Below are 19,402 nucleotides of genomic sequence, written 5' to 3' on the forward strand. Positions count from 1 at the left end.
GCCAACACCTGCGCAAAACTTGCCTGATCCTGCAGGTGTGGAGAAACAACTTATCGGCCATGCTAAATTTGAGTCGAGAGGGTGGCTTGAGGAAAGCAGATGAACTCACTTATACAAGCGGTTCAGACATATGCCACGCAACATGCTAATAGCGATGGTTTGGTGTTATCCCGTGTGCCGGGGCTTAGTATGATGTGTGTAGAAACCCCCGCTGGTGACTTGCAATCGATATATAAACCGCTGGTTTGCCTAGTGTTACAAGGGGCAAAGCGGATGATGGTCGGGCGCCAGAATAGAGTGGTAACTGCGGGGGAATCCGCGATCGTGAGCGCGGATATGCCTGTCGTCGGGCGGATAGTCCAGGCGAATCCGAGCGAGCCCTATCTGGCGGTCGCGGTCGAACTGGACATGGTTATCTTGCGCGAGCTTGCCGCTCACTTAGGGACGCCGCGGCCACAGCGGCCATCTGAGATGCAGACACTATTTGCTGAAGATACCGAAGCCGAGGTGATTGACTGCGTATCACGGCTGATGAAGCTGCTGGATCGCCCTGACTCAGCACCGCTTCTACGCCCGGGTATCATGCAGGAGTTGCACTATTGGCTGCTATCGGGCCCTCATGGCATCGCTTTGCGGGGTATTGCCGACCCTGATAGCTACGCGAGCCGTCTTGCCGCTGCCATTGACATCTTGAGAGCCGAGTACACATCGCGCGTGCCGGTGGAGCAATTGGCGACAAAGGCAGGCATGAGCCTCACCTCGTTTCATAAGCACTTCAAACACATGACGTCGCTTACGCCGGGGCAGTACCAGCAACGGCTGCGCTTGATCGAAGCGCGCCGCCTAATGCTCCATGAAGGGTGTTCCGCGAGCCATGCTGCCTTCGAGGTGGGGTACGAAAGTGTTTCTCAGTTCACTCGCGAATACGGTCGCCTTTTCCAGCTGCCGCCAAAGCGTGATGCGCTGCGCTTTCAAAAATCCAGCGAGGCGAACAGCAGTCATGCAGCGGCGTCGCAACGACTAGGTGCCTGAGCCTTCTGCAGGCACGTCAGTGCCAAGCTGTGCGTGTTTATCGATTGGGTCGTGGCGTTGATGGCGCAGCACGCACCTACGGTTGATCGACGGGGAATAGACGTTTGAGAGGTGAGCGGGGCCGCGTTGGCTGATTCGCCATGATGCGCGCCAGGCGCTCGAGGGCCAGTTCGAGCCGCTCAATCAAGCCCTCCAACAATACCCGACGGTCGGCGGGTACGTCGCCGTAAGCCTTTATCGCCTCATCCAACTGCTGGCCTGCTTCACGAATCCCTTGGGGTGGCCGCCCGTTGGCGCTCGCTTCAAACCCCTCTGCCAGCGTGCGCAACAGGTGGTGGTGGGCGTCGCGAATGAACGGGTGAGGTGCATCATCCAGCCGGTCACGCAGGCGCAGCGTTGCAGTGCCCAGGTCGAGCCCGGTCAAACCAAGAATAAACAGATGGCGCTGGTCCTCTGGCAGCATGTCGTCGTGCTGGGCCAGCTGCAGCAGGCGGTCTGCCATGTGACCGCTGAAACGGGTCTCGGCGTCGCGAATCGAGCGTCGTCCAAGCTCGTGTATATCCCGGGATATGGCCTTGATCAGACGCCGCCGCCTGAGCCTTGCGCCAAGGCCTGGCAGCAGCCGAAAGCCCATGACCACAGCGCTCAGCCCGATTACTACCGCCACCACCCGGTTGGCGAAACTGTCGAACGAGAAGTCCATGCCGTTGCCGGGCATGGTGAGCAGGATATTGAAAATGGTAAATGCCAGGCAGTAACCCATGGTCGCTGGGTTGGTGGCGCCCAGCAGGCCTAGAAACAGCGGCGTGCCAAACAGCATGGCCAGCATCGGGAAGCCGTTGGCCTGTGAGAGCAGCACGTGACCGAACAGAAAGGCGCTGGGGATTGCCGCCAGCATGCCCTTGTAGAACATCATGGTAATCGCCAGGGGATTGTCACGGCTGGCGAAGAAGGCGGAGAAGAGCGTGCCCAGCATCATCGCGATCATGGCGCTTTGCCAAGCAGTGACAATCCAGAAGGTTGCCAGCAGCGAAAATAGCAGCCCCGAGCGTAGGGCGTTGATACTGGCGGCGAGGTGGTCACGGTGCCAGGCCAGTGGCGACGAACGAAGCTTGTGGCTCGCCGGTGAGGCTATCGCCTCGCGGGCGTCGAGCATGATCATGGCGTGACCGATGGATTCACGTAGCCCCAACCGGAGACGACGATCGAGAGGGGCTAAGCTGGCCTCTTCCTCACTTTCATGAACCCTATGGCGTAACGCCTGCAGGGCTTTTCTAGCCTCAATGACTCCTTTGACGTGTTCAGCATCGCGAAAGCCTTTTGCGACCTCGCCCGCGAGTTCGATACTTTCAGGGGCAAGGCGGTCGGCGTGGTCGTGCATCAATTGGTGAAGCGCCTGCAGGTTGGCGAAAAAGCGTAATGTGCGCCGCGTTAGAACATGAGTAGCACGCACTCGGCCGGGGCCCACCGGGCCTTCAAAACGAGCGGCCTGGCTATCGGTTTCAAGCAGCGTTAACGGCCCTAGACTGCTGCGCAGGGCCTTCTGCATGGCTGGAATATCGTCACTGGCTTCTAAGCGCAGGGCAGCATGCTCGAAGGCTTCATTGATGACGCTGTCAGCCTGGGTGGCAAGGTGGGTGCCTACATGGGAAGGCCAAAGCAGTGAGCTGACCAGCATGGCGCACACTGCGCCAAGCCCCAGTTCTGAAAGGCGTGCCACGGCGATGTCGAAGATGCCAGCCGGGGTGCTGCCACTGGAGATCACCACGATCAGCATCGCGGTCACGGCGGCCATCAGGCAACCATAGGTGTAGTTGTTACGCCACAGCGAACCGACATAAGTGCACAGCATGATCCAGCCGGTCAGCACGATAAGCGCAGGTATTCTGGCCTGGGCAAAGAGTGCCATGATCGTGATACCCGCCACTGCGCCGATAAAAGTACCGACAAGCTGGCAGATGCCTTTTTCGACCACCATGCCACTCATGGGTCGGATCTGGAGAAATGCTGCCGAGATCAGTGCCCAGTAAGGGCGCTCCAGGTCGAACAGCAGCGCGATGTAAAGCGCGAGCATCATGGCCAGGGTCGTCTTGATGGCGAATTTGACCGCCGTGGCGTTGGGTGTCAGGTAAGTACTAAGAAACGGTGACATGGGTCACTCGGGCTGTTGGGTCGAGAGTTCGTCGGTAGACTCGGCTGGCTCGACGCGTACCGTGGCCGTCATGCCAACGCTCAGCAGCGTGTCATCGGGCACCTCGTCTAGTGCGATGCGCACCGGTATACGCTGCGCCAGTCGCACCCAGCTAAAGGTGGGCTCCACCTGCGGTAGCAATTGCTGGTTGAGGGTCGTGTTGCTATCGGCAATGCCGCGGCCAATACCGACGACGCGTCCTTCCAGGTGTGTATCGCCATTCATCAGCACGACCTCGACCGGCGCGCCAACCTGGATAGAGGGCATTTTAGTCTCTTCAAAGTAGCCCACGACATAGAAAGAGTTTTCGGCAATCAGCGCCATGACCGGGGAGCCGCGATTGACGTAAGTCCCCGTGCTGAGTTGCACATTGAGTATGTGGCCACTGACGGGAGCACTTATCTGGGTGCGCGCCAAATCAAGCTGGGCGCTGGCCAGTTCCGCTTGGGCCTGTTGCAAATCGGCTTCGGCAATCCGCGAGTTGATCTGGGCGATCTGCTGGTTCTCTGCGCTAATCGCTCGATTGTTGCTCAACTGGTTGCGACGGCTCTCTTCGGCACGGCTTAGTTCCAGCGTTGCCTGGCGATGATTGACCGTGGCCTGGGCGCTATTCGCCGCTGCCTGGTAACGCGTGTCATCGATCTCAAACAGCGTATCGCCCTGGGTTACATGGTCGGTGTCAGCGACATTTAGGCTGCGCACCCAGCCGGAGACATCCGGTGCAATAGTGACGACCTCGGCGTGAACGCGAGCGTCGCGGGTCCATGGGGTATAGAGATAGTACCGCCATAGCCAGGCACCGGCGGCGATGGCAATGGCAACGATGATCAAGGTGAGCAAAATACGAAGCGAAGGGCGCATCAACGGTTCTCTCAAGGGCTGTCACAAGGACTGTATTAAAGGCGTTCAAGCAAGACGGTAAACAGGAAGGTGGTCGCCGCCATTAAGATGACAAAAAGCGAGATATCGAACCAGGCTTCATACCAGAGTGCGTACTCGCCAACCATCCAGTGCAGCAGTGAGCGAATGACCAGTGTGCCGATAAAAGCAATCAGCGCGTAGATCAGCAGTGGACTGAGATAGATGCCGCCAACGGCAATTTCTTGAAGACCCATAACATCCTTACGTGGCAGGGTGTTGATAATGATGAAAGTAATATTAGCCTGTTAACAATAGATGGGTCAGGTATTTTGTCTCCCTTTAATACTCGGAAAAAATGATGAAGTCGAACAGGGTTAGCGACGTTATAAGCCCTTTATCCTTGCAAATACTTCCCTGGTAACCGTTCGGCCAGATACTCCATAAATAAGCGAGTGCGTTGAGAAAGCGTGGCTTGTCGGTAGTAAACGGCGTTGACCGCTTGAGTCTGCAGCTCGGTGTGGTCGGGCAATACGTCGATCAGTGACCCCTTCTGGCGGGGAGCGATGGTCATAAAGTCGGCCAGGCAAACAATCCCTTCTCCGGCGATGGCCAGCTCTATTAGCGTGCTGCCGCTGGAGGCCGACAGGGTAGGTGTGATGTGTAAACGCTTGCCGTCGGCGCCGGTGAGCGGCCACTGATTAAGGTGTTCTAATTGACTAAAACCCATCAGGCTGTGTTGCGTTAATTCATCAATGTTTTGCGGAGCACCGTGGCGTTCAATATAGGTGGGGCTGGCGAGAAGTCGCAGCGGACTATGGCCCAGCAGGCGGGCGTGAAGGGATGAGTCTTCCAAATCGCCGATGCGAATGGCTAAATCGACCCGCTGTTCCAGCAGGTCGACAAACCGGTCGTGGGTATCCAGTTCCAGCGTAATACCGGGGTAGCGGGCGCGGAACTCGCCAATCACCGGCACAATCACGAACTGCATAAAACTAGGGGCTGCGTTGACCCGGAGCCTGCCTTGAGGCTGGTTGTGGCGATCCAGCATGGCTTCTTCGGCCTCTTCCACGGCGGCCAGAATACGGCGGCAGTGGTTCAGAAATGTTTCGCCCTCTTCCGTCAGTTCCAAACGGCGCGTGGTGCGACGCAGTAGTGTGGCACCGAGTTTCTGCTCTAGACGATTGAGTGAGCGGCTCACCCCGGAAACAGTGATGCCCAGCCGCTCGGCGGCGCCGGTGATTGAGCCGCTATCCACTACTGTCACAAAGGCTTGCTGCTCTTCAAGGGTACTTTTCATGATGTGTTTCTCATAAAGTGCTTTTCACAACGTTCTCAAACCCCTTAATGGTCAGTGATGAGCATTGTTGATTTTAAATCAAAAGTGTCTTGCCGCAGCATCGCTTCTTTTTTTTCGCCATAACTCCCACAATACGCGCCATTAACATCATGTCTACTTTCGTTAGCGATGATGGTGAACCTCTTTGGGAGAAATTGCTAAATGAAGATCCTGCTGATTAATGGTGGTAAAGCCTTTGCACACTCTGGCGGTGAGCTCAACAATACGCTACACGGCGTGGCGGTGAGTACGCTGACGGAGATGGGCTACGAAATTCGTGAGACGGTCATTGATCAAGGCTACGATCTTGAAACCGAGGTGCAAAACTACCTATGGGCAGACACGATCGTGTACCAGATGCCTGGCTGGTGGATGGGCGCGCCCTGGATCGTGAAGCGTTACATTGATGAAGTGTTCACCGAGGGTCACGGTTCGCTTTACGCCAGTGATGGCCGCAGCCGCCAAGACCCAACCAAGCAGTATGGCAGCGGTGGTTTGCTACAGGGCCGTCGTTATATGTTGTCGCTGACCTGGAACGCCCCCTTGGAAGCGTTCGAAGAGCCGGATAATTTCTTTGAAGGGCGTGGCGTGGATGGTGTTTATTTCCCGTTCCATAAATCTCAGGAATTTATCGGTCTAGAGTCGCTGCCGACGTTTATTGCCAACGATGTGATGAAAGTACCGCAGGTAGACCGCAACCAAGCCGATTACCGCGACCATCTGCGTAAAGTACTTGGCTAAGCTTTGTACGTCATATGTCCCTAAGCACGACTAAACCGGTAACGAATTTTAGGTAGCGTACGAGCGACAGAGGGAAGGCGGGTTACCATCACCAGCGCCGCAATAGTGGCATACATCGCCCACTCCTGCATATCGGCGCGTACCACCCAGAAGAAGTGCAGCAGTACCAACCCCAAAATGGCGTAGGAAAACTTGTGCAGCGGTTTCCAGCGTTTGCCTAAGCGCTTCATCGCCCAGCGGTTGGACGTGGCGCCCAGTACGGCAAGGCCGATCAGCGCGATCATGCCGACAATAATGTAGGGGCGTTTAACGATTTCGCTGCCTAGCAGCGCCCAGTTAAGCCCCAGAATAAACAGCGCGTAGCTGAGCATATGCAGGGTGGCGTAGGCGAGTGTCCAGAGACCGAGCTGGCGCCGGATCAGCGCAAAGCCTTTCCAGCGGGTAAGCTTGGTAAGTGGGGTAAGGCTAAGGGTGAGCAGCAACATCCACAGCCCGCCGATACCGATATTCAGCAGTAGGTAGCGTCCAGGCTCGGGGCCGGCAGCGTTAGTCGCTACCTGCCAACTCCAGAACAGCAGCGGTGCTAGCGCGGCCAGAAACACGCCCACGCGCCATGCTAACCATATACGTGGGCTGGCCATTAGTAATTTTCCTTCAAGTTCATACCCGCATAGAGCTCGGCGACTTCGTCGGCATAGCCATTAAACATTAGGGTATCAATGGTGTTGGGGTTGAAGAGGCTGTTGGGCAAACGACGCTCGGTGGCTTGGCTCCAGCGAGGATGGTCAACCTCGGGGTTAACGTTGGCGTAAAAGCCGTACTCATCAGCGGCGATCTTCTGCCAGGAATTCACCGGCTGCTCTTCCACCAGCGATATCCGCACAATCGACTTGATGCTCTTGAAGCCGTATTTCCACGGCACGACCAGCCGCAGAGGGGCGCCGTTTTGGTTGGGCAGTTCCCGGCCGTACATGCCCATGGCCAGTAGCGTTAGCGGGTTCATGGCTTCATCCAGGCGTAAGCCTTCCACGTAGGGCCAATCAATGATCGAAAACGAGGAGCGCTGCCCGCGCATTTGCTCAGGATCGACGAGGGTTTCAAAGCGTACGTATTTGGCTTTGCTGGTAGGGTCGGCGCGTTTGATGATTTCGGCCAGTGGAATACCCAGCCAGGGAATCACCATCGACCACGCCTCCACGCAACGCAGGCGGTAAATACGCTCTTCAAACTGTGACGGTTTGGCGAAGTCCTCTAGGGCAAAGCGACCGCCGTTGTTAACTTCGCCATCGACCACCACGCTCCAAGGTTCCGTCTTCAGACTGCCCGCATGGCGGGCAGGGTCGCCCTTGTCGGTGCCGAATTCGAAAAAATTGTTGTAGCCGCTGGCATCATCAAAGGGGGCGATCTTGTCTTTTTTGGGGTCGCTGGGCGTAATCGCTTCCCACTGAGTCTCGCTGATTTTTTCCTTCAACCACGCTGGCGCATTGCCATCAGGAACATCCGAATAATCGGCATTAGCTTGAGCGTGGCCGGAAAGGGCCAGCCCCGCACCCAAGCCCGCCATACCCCCCATGAAGCGTCGGCGGGAGAGGTAAATAGATTCCGGCGTGACATCGGATTCGTGTAAGTCACTCGGTTTGGCAATCTTTATTAGCATGGGGTGTCTCCACTAGCGATGGATAAGGTGTGTGTTACTACTGTGACCAGTTTGTACAAGATTTATCACAGTTAACTCTCCAAATTATTACGTTTTTTAAACGTCGGCTCAGTGGGGGTGTATACCGGCAAGCGTATGCAGAAGGACGCTCCCCCAGGGGCGCGGTTTTCCACACGGATATCACCTCCCTGAAGGGTCATGATTCTGCGCGCAATTGCCAGCCCGAGCCCTGCATGGCCAGAGCCGCTCGAGGCTTCACCTCGATAGAAGGGATCAAAAATATGCGGCAGATCCTGTTCTGCAATGCCCGGGCCACTGTCTTGCACGTAAACCTCCGGTTTGCCGCCCGTCTGACCAACCACGACATCAATACGGCCGCCAGGGGGACTGTAGGTAATGGCGTTGCTGATCAGGTTGTCCAACACTCGTTCGGTCATGGCGAGATCGGCATAGGCGGTGGGCAATGCCGGATCGCCGCTTAGGCTTAGCGTTAACTGACTCTCCTGGGCGGCTTGACCGTGCTTCTGAACCACATCGTGCACTAGCTCTGCGAGTGGGAAGGGTTCAGGCACCGGCTGCTTTTCCCTCGCCTCAAGCGCAGCAAGCTCGAAGAGCTCATCCACCAAACGGCTTAAGTTGCGACCCTCTTTGAGGGCTATATCGAGAAAGCGATCCTGCTCCTGGGGGCTGAGGCGGTCACGTCTTAATTTGAGGCTTTCGATATAGCCTTGCATGGAAGCCAGCGGCGTTCTCAAGTCATGGGATACCTGGGCAACCAAGCGGCGACGCTGGGCGTCCTTTTCCTTCAACTGTTCAATCTGATAGGCAATCCGGTTGGCCATATCGTCGAAGGATGCCCCTAGGTAATCGATTTCGTCGCGTACCACGGGCCGCTTGTCGCGCCATCTTGTCGTGTTAAAACCAGCGCTGGGCGAGTTCTGATTCATATTGCTGTTTTCAAATTCTGCTACCAGCCGCGTCAACGATCTCAATCGGCGGGTCAGTAGGTGGAAAATAGTCAGTCCCGCGACCATTGCTACCACCAGGCTAACCAGCAACGCCCAGGCGCTCATTGCGAGTATTTTGCCGCCACGGGCCATGGTTTCCGCCGCATCGTATTCCTCACCCCGCAACACCACATAAAGATACCCTTCCGGCTTATTGGCGGAGGGCACCGGGGTAACGGAAAAGACTTTCTGCCGATCATGGCTGCGAGGGTCATCGCCGAGTAGCGGGTAAAGGCTCATGTCATCCATTAGCCTGCTGATGGGCGCCAGGGAGACCTGATTGCGTTTGATTTTCGCCGGGTCTGCCGAATAGGAGAGGATAGTGCCATCGAGATCCAGCAGGTAGATCTCGATACTAGGGTTAATGGCCATGTAGAGGGCGAACAGTTCTTCCATGGCGCTACGGTCAAGTTCACCGTCGCGGACTAGGTTCCTGTCAGACACTAAGTTCTGGGCCAGATCCTGATGCAGTGCCTGATTGACTGACGCACTGTATTCACGCAGCGAATACAGGCTGATAAAGGTGTACAGCAGGCCGACGGCCAGCAACAGCAAAAACAGGCCGAGGGCGAGCCGGGTGTAAAGTGTTTTCAGCATGGTTTTTTCAGCATGTTTTATTCGCGGAAGCGATAGCCCACCCCCCAAACCGTCTGGATAAATGTCGGGTGAGCGGAGTCCGTTTCGATCTTACCGCGCAGCCGGTTGATGTGGGTATTGACGGTGTGCTCGTAGCCTTCGTGGCTGTAGCCCCACACAGCGTCGAGTAGTTGAACACGACTAAATACCCGCCCGGGATGGTTGGCAAAGTGCCAGAGCAGATCAAACTCCCGCGCGGTGAGTTCGACGGCTTGCTCGTGTATAAACACTCGCCGCCGAACGGGATCAATACGTAGTCCATCGGTGATTAACGCTTCACTGCAGGTTTCCGCGACGGGCGTGGATGCCATGGCATCCACGCGTCGGAATAAGGCCTTCACCCTGGCAGAGAGTTCGGCCACGCTAAAGGGCTTGGTGAGGTAATCATCTGCCCCGATTTCCAGGCCCAGTACACGATCCAATTCAGTACTTTTAGCCGTGAGCATCAGTACCGGAACGTAGCCTGGGCCAGCGCGGATTTCGCGGCAAACTGACAGCCCATCGATGCCAGGTAACATCAGATCAAGAACCACCAGGTCGATTCCCCCTTCACGAAAACGTGCAAGCCCGGTATCACCCCGCTCATAAAGAACGGGGTTCATGCCGAGTTCGGCGACGTGTATACGGAGGAGCTCCCCAATACCCGGGTTATCCTCGATAATCAGTACGTTTCGTGTCATAGGCGCCTGGCATTTAAATGCCCTAGATAAGTGTGTGGCCGAGGCTTACATGCCTTCGCTTTCCATGTCCTCTTCCATTTCCATATCGCCCTCGGACATGCTGTCATCTTGCATATCACTGTCTATGGAATCGCCCATGGAATCGCTCATGGCGTCACCCATTGAGTCGGCCATATCGTCCGAATTCATGTCGCTATTTTCCATCGACTCATGCATGTTGTCTTCCATCATGCCCTCGTCAGACATTTTCTCATCGGCATGGCTGGTCGTTGCTATCAGGCTGAGTAGACAGATGGCAGCGAAGGTAGTGAACTTGTTCATCGTGAGTTCCCCAGGGTTTTAAGTCTGCCATGCTGGCAGGCTTAAAATCATTTTCGATACTCACCATCACAGTAGAATCACGCAGTGTTAAAGAGTGTATCGCGCAAATCTCACAAAAGTGTCACGGGCGGCCGAATGATAGTGCGATAACCACACCAACTCCTTTATTTCAAAAAGCTGGTTGCAACAAGTTAGTTTCACCAAGGAGTCCCCATGGCATCTACCCGCCGTGAACTGATATCACTGATAGAGCAGGGCGTAATACCGCCTGAAGAGCTGACGCGCGCGGTGCAAGCCTCTGGGCTGTACCCATCAAATCGCGCCTGGGCCGTGTTTGTTGATCGATTGCTACTGTGGCTAGGCGGGCTGGCGTTGGCCTTCGCGGTGCTGTTTTTCGTAGCTTATAACTGGGCCGAGATGGGCCGTTGGCTGCGCTTTGGCGTGGTACAGGCAGCGTTGGTGCTGGCGGTAGTTGTCGCCATTTGGCCCAAGGCCAGCCCGATGGTTCAGCGTGTGGCGCTAACATCGGCCACTTTATTGGTGGGCGTGCTGTTGGCGCTGTTCGGGCAGGTGTACCAGACCGGTGCCGACCCGTGGCAGCTATTTTTTACCTGGGCAGTGCTGACGCTGCCCTGGGTATGGGTGGCACGTTTTGAGCTGCTGTGGGTGCTTTGGCTAGGGTTATTGAATTTGGCTATCGGACTCTATTTCCGCACCTGGGGCGGGCCGTTTGGCGTTTTGGCCAGTAGCGATGCCGCACTTTGGGGGCTGTTTGGGGTTAACACCCTGGTATTAATCATCTGGGAGTGGGGTGCTTGTTACCGGGGCTGGCCACGGCAGTGGGCACCACGCTTGCTCGCGGTGGGCAGTGGGGTGCCCATGACGCTGTTAGCGGTGACGTTGATCGCTGATGTCGGCCTCGTGTGGTCGCCAGTGCTGGTGATTTATCCGCTCTGGTTGGCGGCGCTGTATAGCATTTACCGCTATTGGCGGCCTGAGCTGTTTATGATTGCGGGCGGCTGTGTCTCATTGATAACGGTGACCACGCTGTTACTTGCGAGGCTGTTGCTCTGGGAAGGTGATTGGCAGGAGGGAAGCCTACTGTTGATCACCATTGCGGTACTGGCGATGGGCGCCGGGGCCGTAGTATGGCTGAAGCGGCTACATCGGGAGCTTTCCCAGTGACGAACAACGTTAATGATTTAAGCGTTAGGCTCAGCCAAGCGGGTATTCTGTTAAACGAGCCCACTTCCCCAGCGCAACTGCAAACGCCTTGGTTCGTACGGGCATTACAGGCCTTTTCAGGCTGGTTGGCGGCGCTGTTTCTGCTCGGTTTTATCGCCATGGGCGTTGTGTTTGTGGTGGAGAGCCCAGCGGCGTCTATGGGCTTGGGTCTAGCGATGATCGGTGCGGCTTATGGGCTGTTTCGCCGGGCTCGCAGCGATGTGCTGGAACACCTGGCGCTGGCTATTAGCTTGGCTGGGCAACTGCTGGTCGCCTGGGCATTGGTGGCGTGGTGGGAAGCCTCTCCTGACTCGCTTTGGGCGCTGCTGGGGTGGTCTCTCTTTGGTTTACAGTGTGTATTGGCACTGATAATGCCAAGCCAAGTGCACCGCGGTTTTTCTGCCTTTGCCGCCAGCTTGGCTCTCTATATGGCGTTGGCAACGAGTGCTATGGCAGCGGTGGCGAGCGGACTTGTGCTGCTTGCGATCACGCTGCTTTGGCTGAATGAGTTTCGGTGGCCTGGGCGTTTTAAGGATGTGCAAGCGTGGGGGTACGGCTTGCCGTTGGGCCTGTTGGTCATTCAATGGCTGGCTCATAGCGGGCAAGCGTTACCGCTTCTAAATGACATGACGGATAGCGCTTGGGCGGGGTTAACGCCGTGGTTAAGTGTTGCATTGTTAGCGCTGGCGTTGCTGCTGGTTTTTCTTAGCGTGTTTCAGCGCTTTTCTTCATCCAGGGGGCGCTGGGCGGCCTACCCTTGCGCGGCCGCACTGCTCATCGTGTCATTTTATGTGCCGAGTGTCGGGCAGGGCGTGGTGGTGATGTCATTAGGCTTTGCCATTGGTCATCGTGTGCTGGTGGGCGCTGGTGTGCTGTCGCTACTGTTGGGGATTGGCAGTTATTACTACTGGCTGGAGTCCACGCTGTTGCTGAAGTCACTCACGCTATTGGTAATAGGAGGACTGCTACTGTTATTGCGCTGGGCGTTACGCCAGTGGTTAAGCACACCGGTTGCCACGCCAGACGATGGGAGCTTAGACCATGATGCTGAGCGTTAAGTGGTACCGGGCTCTTGTCATTGCGACTACATTGCTGATCCTGACAGTGGTGAACGGGTCAATCTGGCAGAAAGAGCGCCACTTAGCAGAAGGCGAAGTCGTTTATCTGGAGCTGGCGCCAGTCGACCCGCGCTCGTTAATGCAGGGCGACTACATGGCCCTCAACTTTGCACTTAGCAACGATATTCAGCGCGCGCTGCAAAGCCACCATGGCAGCGACACTCCAAAAGCGCATGATGGCTACGCTATCGTGCGCTTGGACGAACAGCGCATTGGCCATTTTCAGCGATTGGCAGACGGCGAGGGCACGCTGGGTAACGACGAACGGCAACTACAGTATCGGCTGCGCAATGGTCAGGTGCGCTTGGCCACCGATGCATTCTTTTTTCAGGAAGGCGATGCTGAACACTATGAGACTGCTCATTACGGCCAGTTTCGTGTGAATACCAAGGGCGAGCCATTGCTGGTTGCTTTGCATGATGATGAGCTGGATCGACTGGGTGAAATAGCTAAGTAATGACTAGCCAGCAAGGCTTTTTGCTTGTTCTTAATGGCTTGCTCTAGTAGCCGGGTGACCATGCTACGCCTTGCACCATGCAGAAAGGTAGGCTGTAATTCGTCCTCCCGCTGACAAGGATGGCCCTGTGATGCAGGTTGGGCTGGCTAGTCATTAGCCTGTCGGCGGTCGGCAACGTGGCCCACCTACTTCACTAAGGTATTTATGAAAGTAAAAAGCTCGTGGTTCGCATGGTGTTTGTTGGTGGTAGCACTAACTTTTTCCAGCCTATGCGCAGCGCAAACTCAAGGAGGAGAGAGCGAGAGCAGTCGATGGTTTACCGTCGACGCCTTGAACTCGGGGCTCGGCGAGCCGCCCGAAGAAGCGAATCGGGTGACGCCCCGTGAGTCAATCAGGAGTTTCCTGGAGCTGACGGATCAAGAGGAGTATGAAGCCGCTGCCCATATACTCAATCTTGCCGAATTCTCGGAAGCAGAGCAGCCAGAGCAGGGGCGTGAACTGGCCCGGCAATTGGCCGAGATTTTCCAACGTGGTGAATGGCTGACTGTTTCTGATCTGCCGGGGCGGGAAGACGCTGTTATTGAAGACTCTTCGGGCCAAAACCCGCGTGTCGGTGAGGCGCGCCGCAATATCGAAGTCTCCTCTATGCAGGCCAGTGGAGAAACTTACGATATTCGTCTAGGTAGGTATCGGGTCGGTGATCAAGAGCCCGTCTGGCTGATCATGCCCATTAGCGTGTCATATATTCCGGTGCTGTATGAGCAGTACGGTCCGTCAATGCTGGAAGGCTACATCCCAGAGCGCTTCCAGGCGTCGTTTGGCCTTTTGCGGATTTGGGAATGGATCGCCATTCCGCTCTTTTTGCTGTTCGTCGGCATGGTGGGGTGGGGCGTTCATCATCTGATAGGGGTGATGTCGAAATGGCTGCCTTCGGGCGTGTCGAGCATTTTTGCCAGCCAGATTGGCATGCCCGCAGCGCTGATTGTGATGTCATTGGTCACCCAGGTACTGCTGGATTATGTCGTGTCATTTTCGGCGGTCGCCACGACGACCTTTCGAGTTCTGTTAATCAGTATTCTTGCCTGGGGAGCTGGCACGATTGCGTTGCGCTTGGTAGATACGATTATGCTGCGTTTAACGCGGCGATTAGTGGGCGAAATTGATGACACGAAACCTCGAGACGAGCGCAGGCTGCTAACCTCTCTCTACGCGCTGCGCCGTATTATTATTCTGATCACCGTGACCGGTGTATCGATTTATATACTGGGACAGATTCAGCTCTTTGAATCCCTCGGCCTTTCTATTCTGGCCTCTGCCAGTGTGTTAGCGGTACTGGTGGGTGTCGCGGGTCAAACGGTGCTGGGTAATATCCTGTCGTCGTTTCAGCTGTCGTTTGCCAAGCCTATTCGTATTGGCGATCTGGTGATTTTTGAAGGCCAGTGGTGTTATGTAGAAGGCATTTTTTACACCTTTATTCGCTTAAGGTCATGGGACGAGCGGCGTTTGATTGTGCCCGTCACCTATTTTACGTCTAAGCCTTTCGATAATTTGTCGGTGAAGAGCACCAAGATGTATCGGACGCTAGAGCTGACACTCCACCTCAGTGCCGATATAGGGTTGTTAAGAGATAAATTCCTCGAAGTAGCCAAAGAGGAAAATAGTGTTATCGAACACCATAAATTGCTGTGTTACGTGACCGCTCAAACAGGAACGGCACAAACTGTCACCTGTTACCTTATGACGTCAGACCCGCTAGCGGGCTGGACGGCAGAGATGAACGTGCGAGAGAGGCTATTGGCGTATATCCGTGATAACCATCCAGAGTGGTGGCCACGTGAAATTGTGGTGATTAGTCACAACGATATTGCTCGTGGGGCGCAAGGAAAAAGCTCGGGGGAAGTGGATAGTGTTGAGGTAAAACCATCTGAATAAAGGGTGTTTGTGCAGCGGCAGATGAGGCTTTCGCGCAGATGATAAATAGACCGCCTAAGAAGTCAGGGATTGTTTTTAGATGCCTTTAGATATCGTGCAGCGTTTGATACCCGGCTGGGGCGTTACTTATGGCCCACCGGGCGATGGCCCTTTTCCAGCCCTCATGTTGCTGCATGGTTCTGAAGGCGCATGGGCGGGGTGGAGCCATCGTGACGCGATGCTATTCGCAGCCCATGGCTTCTTGGCGTTCCCTTATGGTTACTCAAGCGGCGGTAATGCATGGAACGCGGGGCATATTATCGATTACCCACTGGATCGCAGCGTGGAGGCATTTAAAGCCCTACGAGAACTCCAGTTCGTTGATAAGCGGGTAGGGCTGTATGGCATCTCACGCGGCGCCGAGCATGCGTTATTGCTCGCCTCCCTAATGGCAAGAGATAAGATCGAAGGCGCACCTGATGCTATCGCCGCCCACAGCCCACCAGATGTTGTGTGCGGGGCCTTTGATGCACGTAATTTTCGCGATGGAGGGGATCCAGGCTGGCAAGCCTGGGATGTCAGTAAACGCGCCTGGACATGGCGTAATAGTCACGAAGACTTACTGCCGACCACGCCGATCGAAATCGAACGCTACCCTGGGCCGCTGCTGCTTTCCCATGGCACCAAAGACCGAATGTGGTCGGTGGAGATGACCAAGCGCCTGGAAGAACGCCTGCACGAGCATGGCCGTTCCCCAGAAGTGCACTACTACGAAGGTGAAGATCATATACCGAGTAGCTCAGGGCAGAATAAGCATCACGAGTTGCTCCTGGGTTTCTTTTCAAAACACCTGTAAGTCACCGTTCATTATTTTCCCATTCAAAAAGCCCATCTCTGTAGTTAAGAGGCGTAACTGTGATGATGGCTGCCTTTGGGCTTTAAGCAAAGATCCTACTCATTGACAGGGTACAGTGACTATCGAAGATAAATCACTGAGTGCTGTCATAACGCTCTACAAGTGTTAAAAAACCGTCTTCGTCAATGAACCCTTTGTCCCCTGTGATATACCAGCGTTGGCCATCCATTTCGTGGATAGCCTGGGCGGTGCGCTGTGGTTCGTTGAGGTAGCCTTGCATTATCTGGGGGCCGCTAATTAACACCATGCCTGCTTCCCCGGTAGGAAGTTCCTCAAAGCTTTCTGGCTTGACGATTTTAAAACTGGTGCCGGGCAGCGGCATACCCACGGTACCTGGTTTGCTGCCGCGCTGTACCTGCTGGTAATTAACGCCCAGAGCGTCGGGTAGATTCACGGAGGCCACGGGGGCAACTTCGGTAGCGCCGTAGCCTTCATAAACGGGCTTGTGAAACTTCAGCTCAAAACGGGCGCGCGCATCCTCGTCGAGCTTTTCGGCTCCGGCAACTACCACCCGTAGGCTTTCCAGCATCATCGGATGCACGGCTGAATTGCTGACAAACATCGATAGGAAGCTGGACATGCTGAACAAGAGGGTGGCTTTGTGCTTGGCAACGGCGCCAGCAATGCCGGGAGCATCGGCGGGGTTGGCATGGCAGATCAGCGGCAACCCTTCGATTAACGGCAGCAACTGGGTCACCGTGAAGCCAAAGACGTGAAACAGTGGCAGCGACCCCATAACTACATCGTCGCTCTGGGTATTGAGCACATCAGAGGTCTGTTTGATATTGGCCATCAGATTGCGATGGCTCAACATTACGCCCTTGGGAGAGCCGTCGCTGCCACTTGTGAACACGATGGCAGCGGTGGCATCAGCATCGTGACTATGGCAGAAACCATGCTGTATCAGCCATGTCGGTAATAAGCGAACGGCTAGCCAGGTACCCAAGCGCTCGGTGGTGCCAATGTCGCTTTGCAGGTGCTCCAGATAGATCACCTGCTTTCCGGTTAGTAATTGGCTGATGTTTAGCCCGCTCTTTTCCAGTTTCTTCACAAACCGTTGTGAGGTGAAGACGACTGCAATTTCCGCCTGGGAAAGCGCAGACGCGAGCACTTCCTGGGGGGCGGTGTAGTTGAGGTTCACCACCGTTTTGCCGGCCAGCAGTGTGGCCATGTTGGCAATGACGCCGGTGCTGCTGGTAGGAAGCAGCAGGCCGACGTTTTGGCCGGGATTGAGTTTGCGAAGACGTTTCGCCAGTAACAGACTGGCGCTTAACGCCTGGCTGGCATTAAGCGGGCTGCCCAGGGTATCCGTCAAGGCAAGGTCGCTAGGCCGACGTTTGACGGTCTGAATCCAGGCGTTGGGTAGCGTCGGCAGTTCGTCCATGGCTCGCTGCCAGGAGCGCGTTGCCTGTTCAAAAATACGCCGTTTAAGCACATCGGCAGAGGTATCTTTGGGTAGCGGCTTGCCAAACGCGACGATCACCGAACGGTGCAGTGGTGCGTTACGCATCTCTTTTAATTTGCTGGAGGAGCGGGAGAACTGGCTGCCCCATAGGCCACGCAGGTAGAACGGTACGATTTTGACGTCTGGATTTGCCATGTCACAGGCGCGCTCGTAACCACGACGGAATTCGCCCAGTTGACCAGTGCGGCTGATGGCCCCTTCAGGAAACAGACACACCACTTCTCCCGCATTGAGCTGTGAGGCCACATCGGCGAGCGCCTGTTCGGCACCGCTGCCGCGCTCGATGGGAATACAGCCTAGGGCTTTGAAGAACCAGCGGAGGTACCAGCGCTGGTAAACCGATTTCAGCATCACAAAGCGCACTGGGCGAGGGCTGGCGATCTGCACCATGGCCCAGTCCACCCAACTGATATGATTGCCCAGTAGCAGTACGCCACCCTGGGCGGGCAGGTTCTGCAAGCCATGCACATCGACGCGATAGCGGCGGGTCAGCAGGAAGCTCAACAAAAAGCGTACCAGACTTTGGGGCAGTTTGAAGATCGTATAACCGCCGCCCAACATCGCCACGCTAGCGATCAGTAACAGCAGATAGTGGCTATCCACACCCGCCAGCGCGAACAGCGCGGTGAGTACCAAAAAGCCCAGCATGGCGATGTTCTGGATCCAGTTGTTGGCGGCCAGTACGGTGCCTAACTCCTTGTCGGCAGCGTGAAACTGAATCAGTGCATTGAGGGGGACGATAAACAGACCGCCCATGATGCCAATAAAAACAAAATTCACTGCCTGGCTAGCGGGCGTGGTTAACAGCGGCAGGCACCATAAGCCAACGGCCACGCCAATAGCGCCCACGGGGATTAGGCCGGTTTCAATACGGTTGTGAGATAACTTGCTGGCCAACAGTGAGCCCAGCGCAATGCCGATACCGCTGGCGGCTAGAATGCCTTGTAGCACCAGTGTGTTATCGACGTTGAGGGCTTCCTTGGCGTAGGCGGGGAAGGCCGCGAGTAGCACTTGGCCCACTGACCAAAAGGTGGCAAGGCCGATAATGGAGAGCCTGAGGACTGGCTGGCGGGCGATAATCCCCAGGTTATCTTTAAGCGCCGTACCCTTGAGGTAGCGTTGCCAGGTTAGCGGCGTATCGGAGCGGGTGGTTTCATCCAATGGCAGGCGATACAGCGTGATGACTTGGATAGCGCTATTGAGCACTAATAGCCAACCCAGCGGGGCTATTTGGCGTAACAGCTGCGCTGGCGTTTGCTTATCAGACGAGACCCAGGTTTCAAATAGCGCCGTAAAAACCACTGTTCCTGCCAGGATGGCAGCAATGGTGATGGCCTGAATGAGTCCGTTGGCTTCCGCTAGGCGAGGTTTGCCGAACAAGCCTTTTACCAAGCCATATTTGGCCGGAGAGTAGAACGCCGACTGGATGGCGAGAAGTAGCGTCATGGCAAACGCCAACCAAAACCAACCCTGATAGTAAGCAGCGGTAATGCCCAGCGATACCGCTACTGCGGTCCAGGCAGAGACCCGTAGAATACGCACTTTGGGGTAGCTATCGGCTACGTGGCCAGCCGGACTGAACAGCAAGATGAACGGCAGTAGAATCAGCCCATTCACCAGCGCGGTGAGTACTACCTGAGTTTCGCCATCGTAACTTTTGAAAATCGTGTTCTGGATCACGATTTTGTGACCCAGATCCACAAAGGCATTGAGAAAGATAGCGATCAGGTAGGGCCAGGCGCCTGTTACGCGCAGCAGTCGATGCATGAGGTGTCGCCTTGTCATTGCTTGAAAGTCGTGCGGTGCCAGCAGTATACCGCCAATACGCGTATCGGCTTGCGTGAGTTGC

At 55.7% G+C, this 19,402-nt stretch carries 17 protein-coding genes; 7 read left to right on the forward strand and 10 right to left on the reverse strand.

The window, feature by feature from the left end; translation table 11 throughout:
* The first annotated feature begins 99 nt into the window (after positions 1 to 99).
* A complete protein-coding gene (locus CXF87_RS20350) occupies positions 100 to 1,032 on the forward strand; it encodes an AraC family transcriptional regulator (protein WP_101147982.1) in 933 nt (310 codons plus the stop codon).
* Between the two features lie 76 nt (positions 1,033 to 1,108).
* Here the strand turns inward: CXF87_RS20350 and CXF87_RS20355 are convergent, their stop codons facing one another.
* From CXF87_RS20355 to CXF87_RS20370, 4 genes are all read right to left on the reverse strand, one after another.
* Positions 1,109 to 3,184 (reverse strand): FUSC family protein, encoded by a 2,076-nt coding sequence (locus CXF87_RS20355; RefSeq protein ID WP_101147983.1) that lies wholly within the window; start codon positions 3,182 to 3,184, stop codon positions 1,109 to 1,111.
* 3 nt (positions 3,185 to 3,187) lie between these two features.
* Entirely contained in the window at positions 3,188 to 4,084 is an 897-nt protein-coding gene (locus CXF87_RS20360; protein WP_101147984.1) for an efflux RND transporter periplasmic adaptor subunit, read from the reverse strand.
* 35 nt (positions 4,085 to 4,119) lie between these two features.
* Positions 4,120 to 4,338, reverse strand: coding sequence for a DUF1656 domain-containing protein (locus CXF87_RS20365; protein ID WP_008957805.1), 219 nt, complete (start codon positions 4,336 to 4,338; stop codon positions 4,120 to 4,122).
* A 140-nt stretch (positions 4,339 to 4,478) separates the two neighbouring features.
* Complete coding sequence (locus CXF87_RS20370; protein ID WP_101147985.1) at positions 4,479 to 5,381, reverse strand: LysR substrate-binding domain-containing protein; 903 nt, start codon at positions 5,379 to 5,381, stop codon at positions 4,479 to 4,481.
* Between the two features lie 201 nt (positions 5,382 to 5,582).
* Here CXF87_RS20370 and CXF87_RS20375 point away from each other — a divergent pair, with 201 nt between their 5' ends.
* Entirely contained in the window at positions 5,583 to 6,161 is a 579-nt protein-coding gene (locus CXF87_RS20375; RefSeq protein WP_008957798.1) for an NAD(P)H-dependent oxidoreductase, read from the forward strand.
* A 20-nt stretch (positions 6,162 to 6,181) separates the two neighbouring features.
* On the opposite strand, the gene msrQ is transcribed toward CXF87_RS20375, so the two are convergent.
* From msrQ to CXF87_RS20400, 5 genes are all read right to left on the reverse strand, one after another.
* On the reverse strand, positions 6,182 to 6,802 hold the full coding sequence (gene msrQ, locus CXF87_RS20380; protein WP_101147986.1) for a protein-methionine-sulfoxide reductase heme-binding subunit MsrQ: 621 nt from the start codon (positions 6,800 to 6,802) through the stop codon (positions 6,182 to 6,184).
* Positions 6,802 to 7,818: a protein-methionine-sulfoxide reductase catalytic subunit MsrP gene (gene msrP / locus CXF87_RS20385; protein ID WP_008957794.1), complete on the reverse strand. Its 1,017-nt coding sequence runs from the start codon at positions 7,816 to 7,818 to the stop codon at positions 6,802 to 6,804. Before msrP ends, msrQ begins: the two co-directional genes overlap by 1 nt.
* A 71-nt stretch (positions 7,819 to 7,889) precedes the next feature.
* Positions 7,890 to 9,422 carry a HAMP domain-containing sensor histidine kinase gene (locus CXF87_RS20390; RefSeq protein ID WP_101147987.1) on the reverse strand — a complete coding sequence of 511 codons (1,533 nt, stop codon included), beginning with the start codon at positions 9,420 to 9,422 and terminating at the stop codon, positions 7,890 to 7,892.
* A gap of 17 nt (positions 9,423 to 9,439) precedes the next feature.
* A complete protein-coding gene (locus tag CXF87_RS20395) occupies positions 9,440 to 10,141 on the reverse strand; it encodes a response regulator transcription factor (protein WP_101147988.1) in 702 nt (233 codons plus the stop codon).
* Between the two features lie 45 nt (positions 10,142 to 10,186).
* Positions 10,187 to 10,462: a hypothetical protein gene (locus CXF87_RS20400; RefSeq protein WP_008957791.1), complete on the reverse strand. Its 276-nt coding sequence runs from the start codon at positions 10,460 to 10,462 to the stop codon at positions 10,187 to 10,189.
* Positions 10,463 to 10,675: 213 nt separating this feature from the next.
* On the opposite strand from CXF87_RS20400, the gene CXF87_RS20405 reads away from it, so the two are divergent.
* The 5 genes from CXF87_RS20405 (at position 10,676) to CXF87_RS20425 (ending at position 16,028) form a co-directional block, all read left to right on the forward strand.
* Positions 10,676 to 11,647 (forward strand): DUF2157 domain-containing protein, encoded by a 972-nt coding sequence (locus tag CXF87_RS20405; RefSeq protein WP_101147989.1) that lies wholly within the window; start codon positions 10,676 to 10,678, stop codon positions 11,645 to 11,647.
* Complete coding sequence (locus CXF87_RS20410) at positions 11,644 to 12,744, forward strand: DUF4401 domain-containing protein (protein ID WP_101147990.1); 1,101 nt, start codon at positions 11,644 to 11,646, stop codon at positions 12,742 to 12,744. The genes CXF87_RS20405 and CXF87_RS20410 overlap by 4 nt, the downstream gene beginning before the upstream one ends.
* Positions 12,728 to 13,261: a GDYXXLXY domain-containing protein gene (locus tag CXF87_RS20415; RefSeq protein ID WP_008957788.1), complete on the forward strand. Its 534-nt coding sequence runs from the start codon at positions 12,728 to 12,730 to the stop codon at positions 13,259 to 13,261. Before CXF87_RS20410 ends, CXF87_RS20415 begins: the two co-directional genes overlap by 17 nt.
* A 204-nt stretch (positions 13,262 to 13,465) precedes the next feature.
* Positions 13,466 to 15,193, forward strand: a complete 1,728-nt coding sequence (locus CXF87_RS20420) for a mechanosensitive ion channel family protein (protein WP_101147991.1) — start codon at positions 13,466 to 13,468, stop codon at positions 15,191 to 15,193.
* Positions 15,194 to 15,272: 79 nt separating this feature from the next.
* Positions 15,273 to 16,028, forward strand: a complete 756-nt coding sequence (locus CXF87_RS20425; protein ID WP_008957786.1) for an alpha/beta hydrolase family protein — start codon at positions 15,273 to 15,275, stop codon at positions 16,026 to 16,028.
* A 133-nt stretch (positions 16,029 to 16,161) separates the two neighbouring features.
* Here CXF87_RS20425 and CXF87_RS20430 read toward each other — a convergent pair whose 3' ends face one another.
* The gene (locus tag CXF87_RS20430) at positions 16,162 to 19,320 is read right to left on the reverse strand and encodes an acyl-[ACP]--phospholipid O-acyltransferase (protein ID WP_101147992.1); all 3,159 of its coding nucleotides are present in this window, start codon (positions 19,318 to 19,320) and stop codon (positions 16,162 to 16,164) included.
* Between the last annotated feature and the right edge of the window lie 82 nt (positions 19,321 to 19,402).

This window comes from Halomonas sp. MES3-P3E, from assembly GCF_002836035.1.
GTDB classification, from domain to species: Bacteria; Pseudomonadota; Gammaproteobacteria; order Pseudomonadales; family Halomonadaceae; genus Vreelandella; species Vreelandella arctica.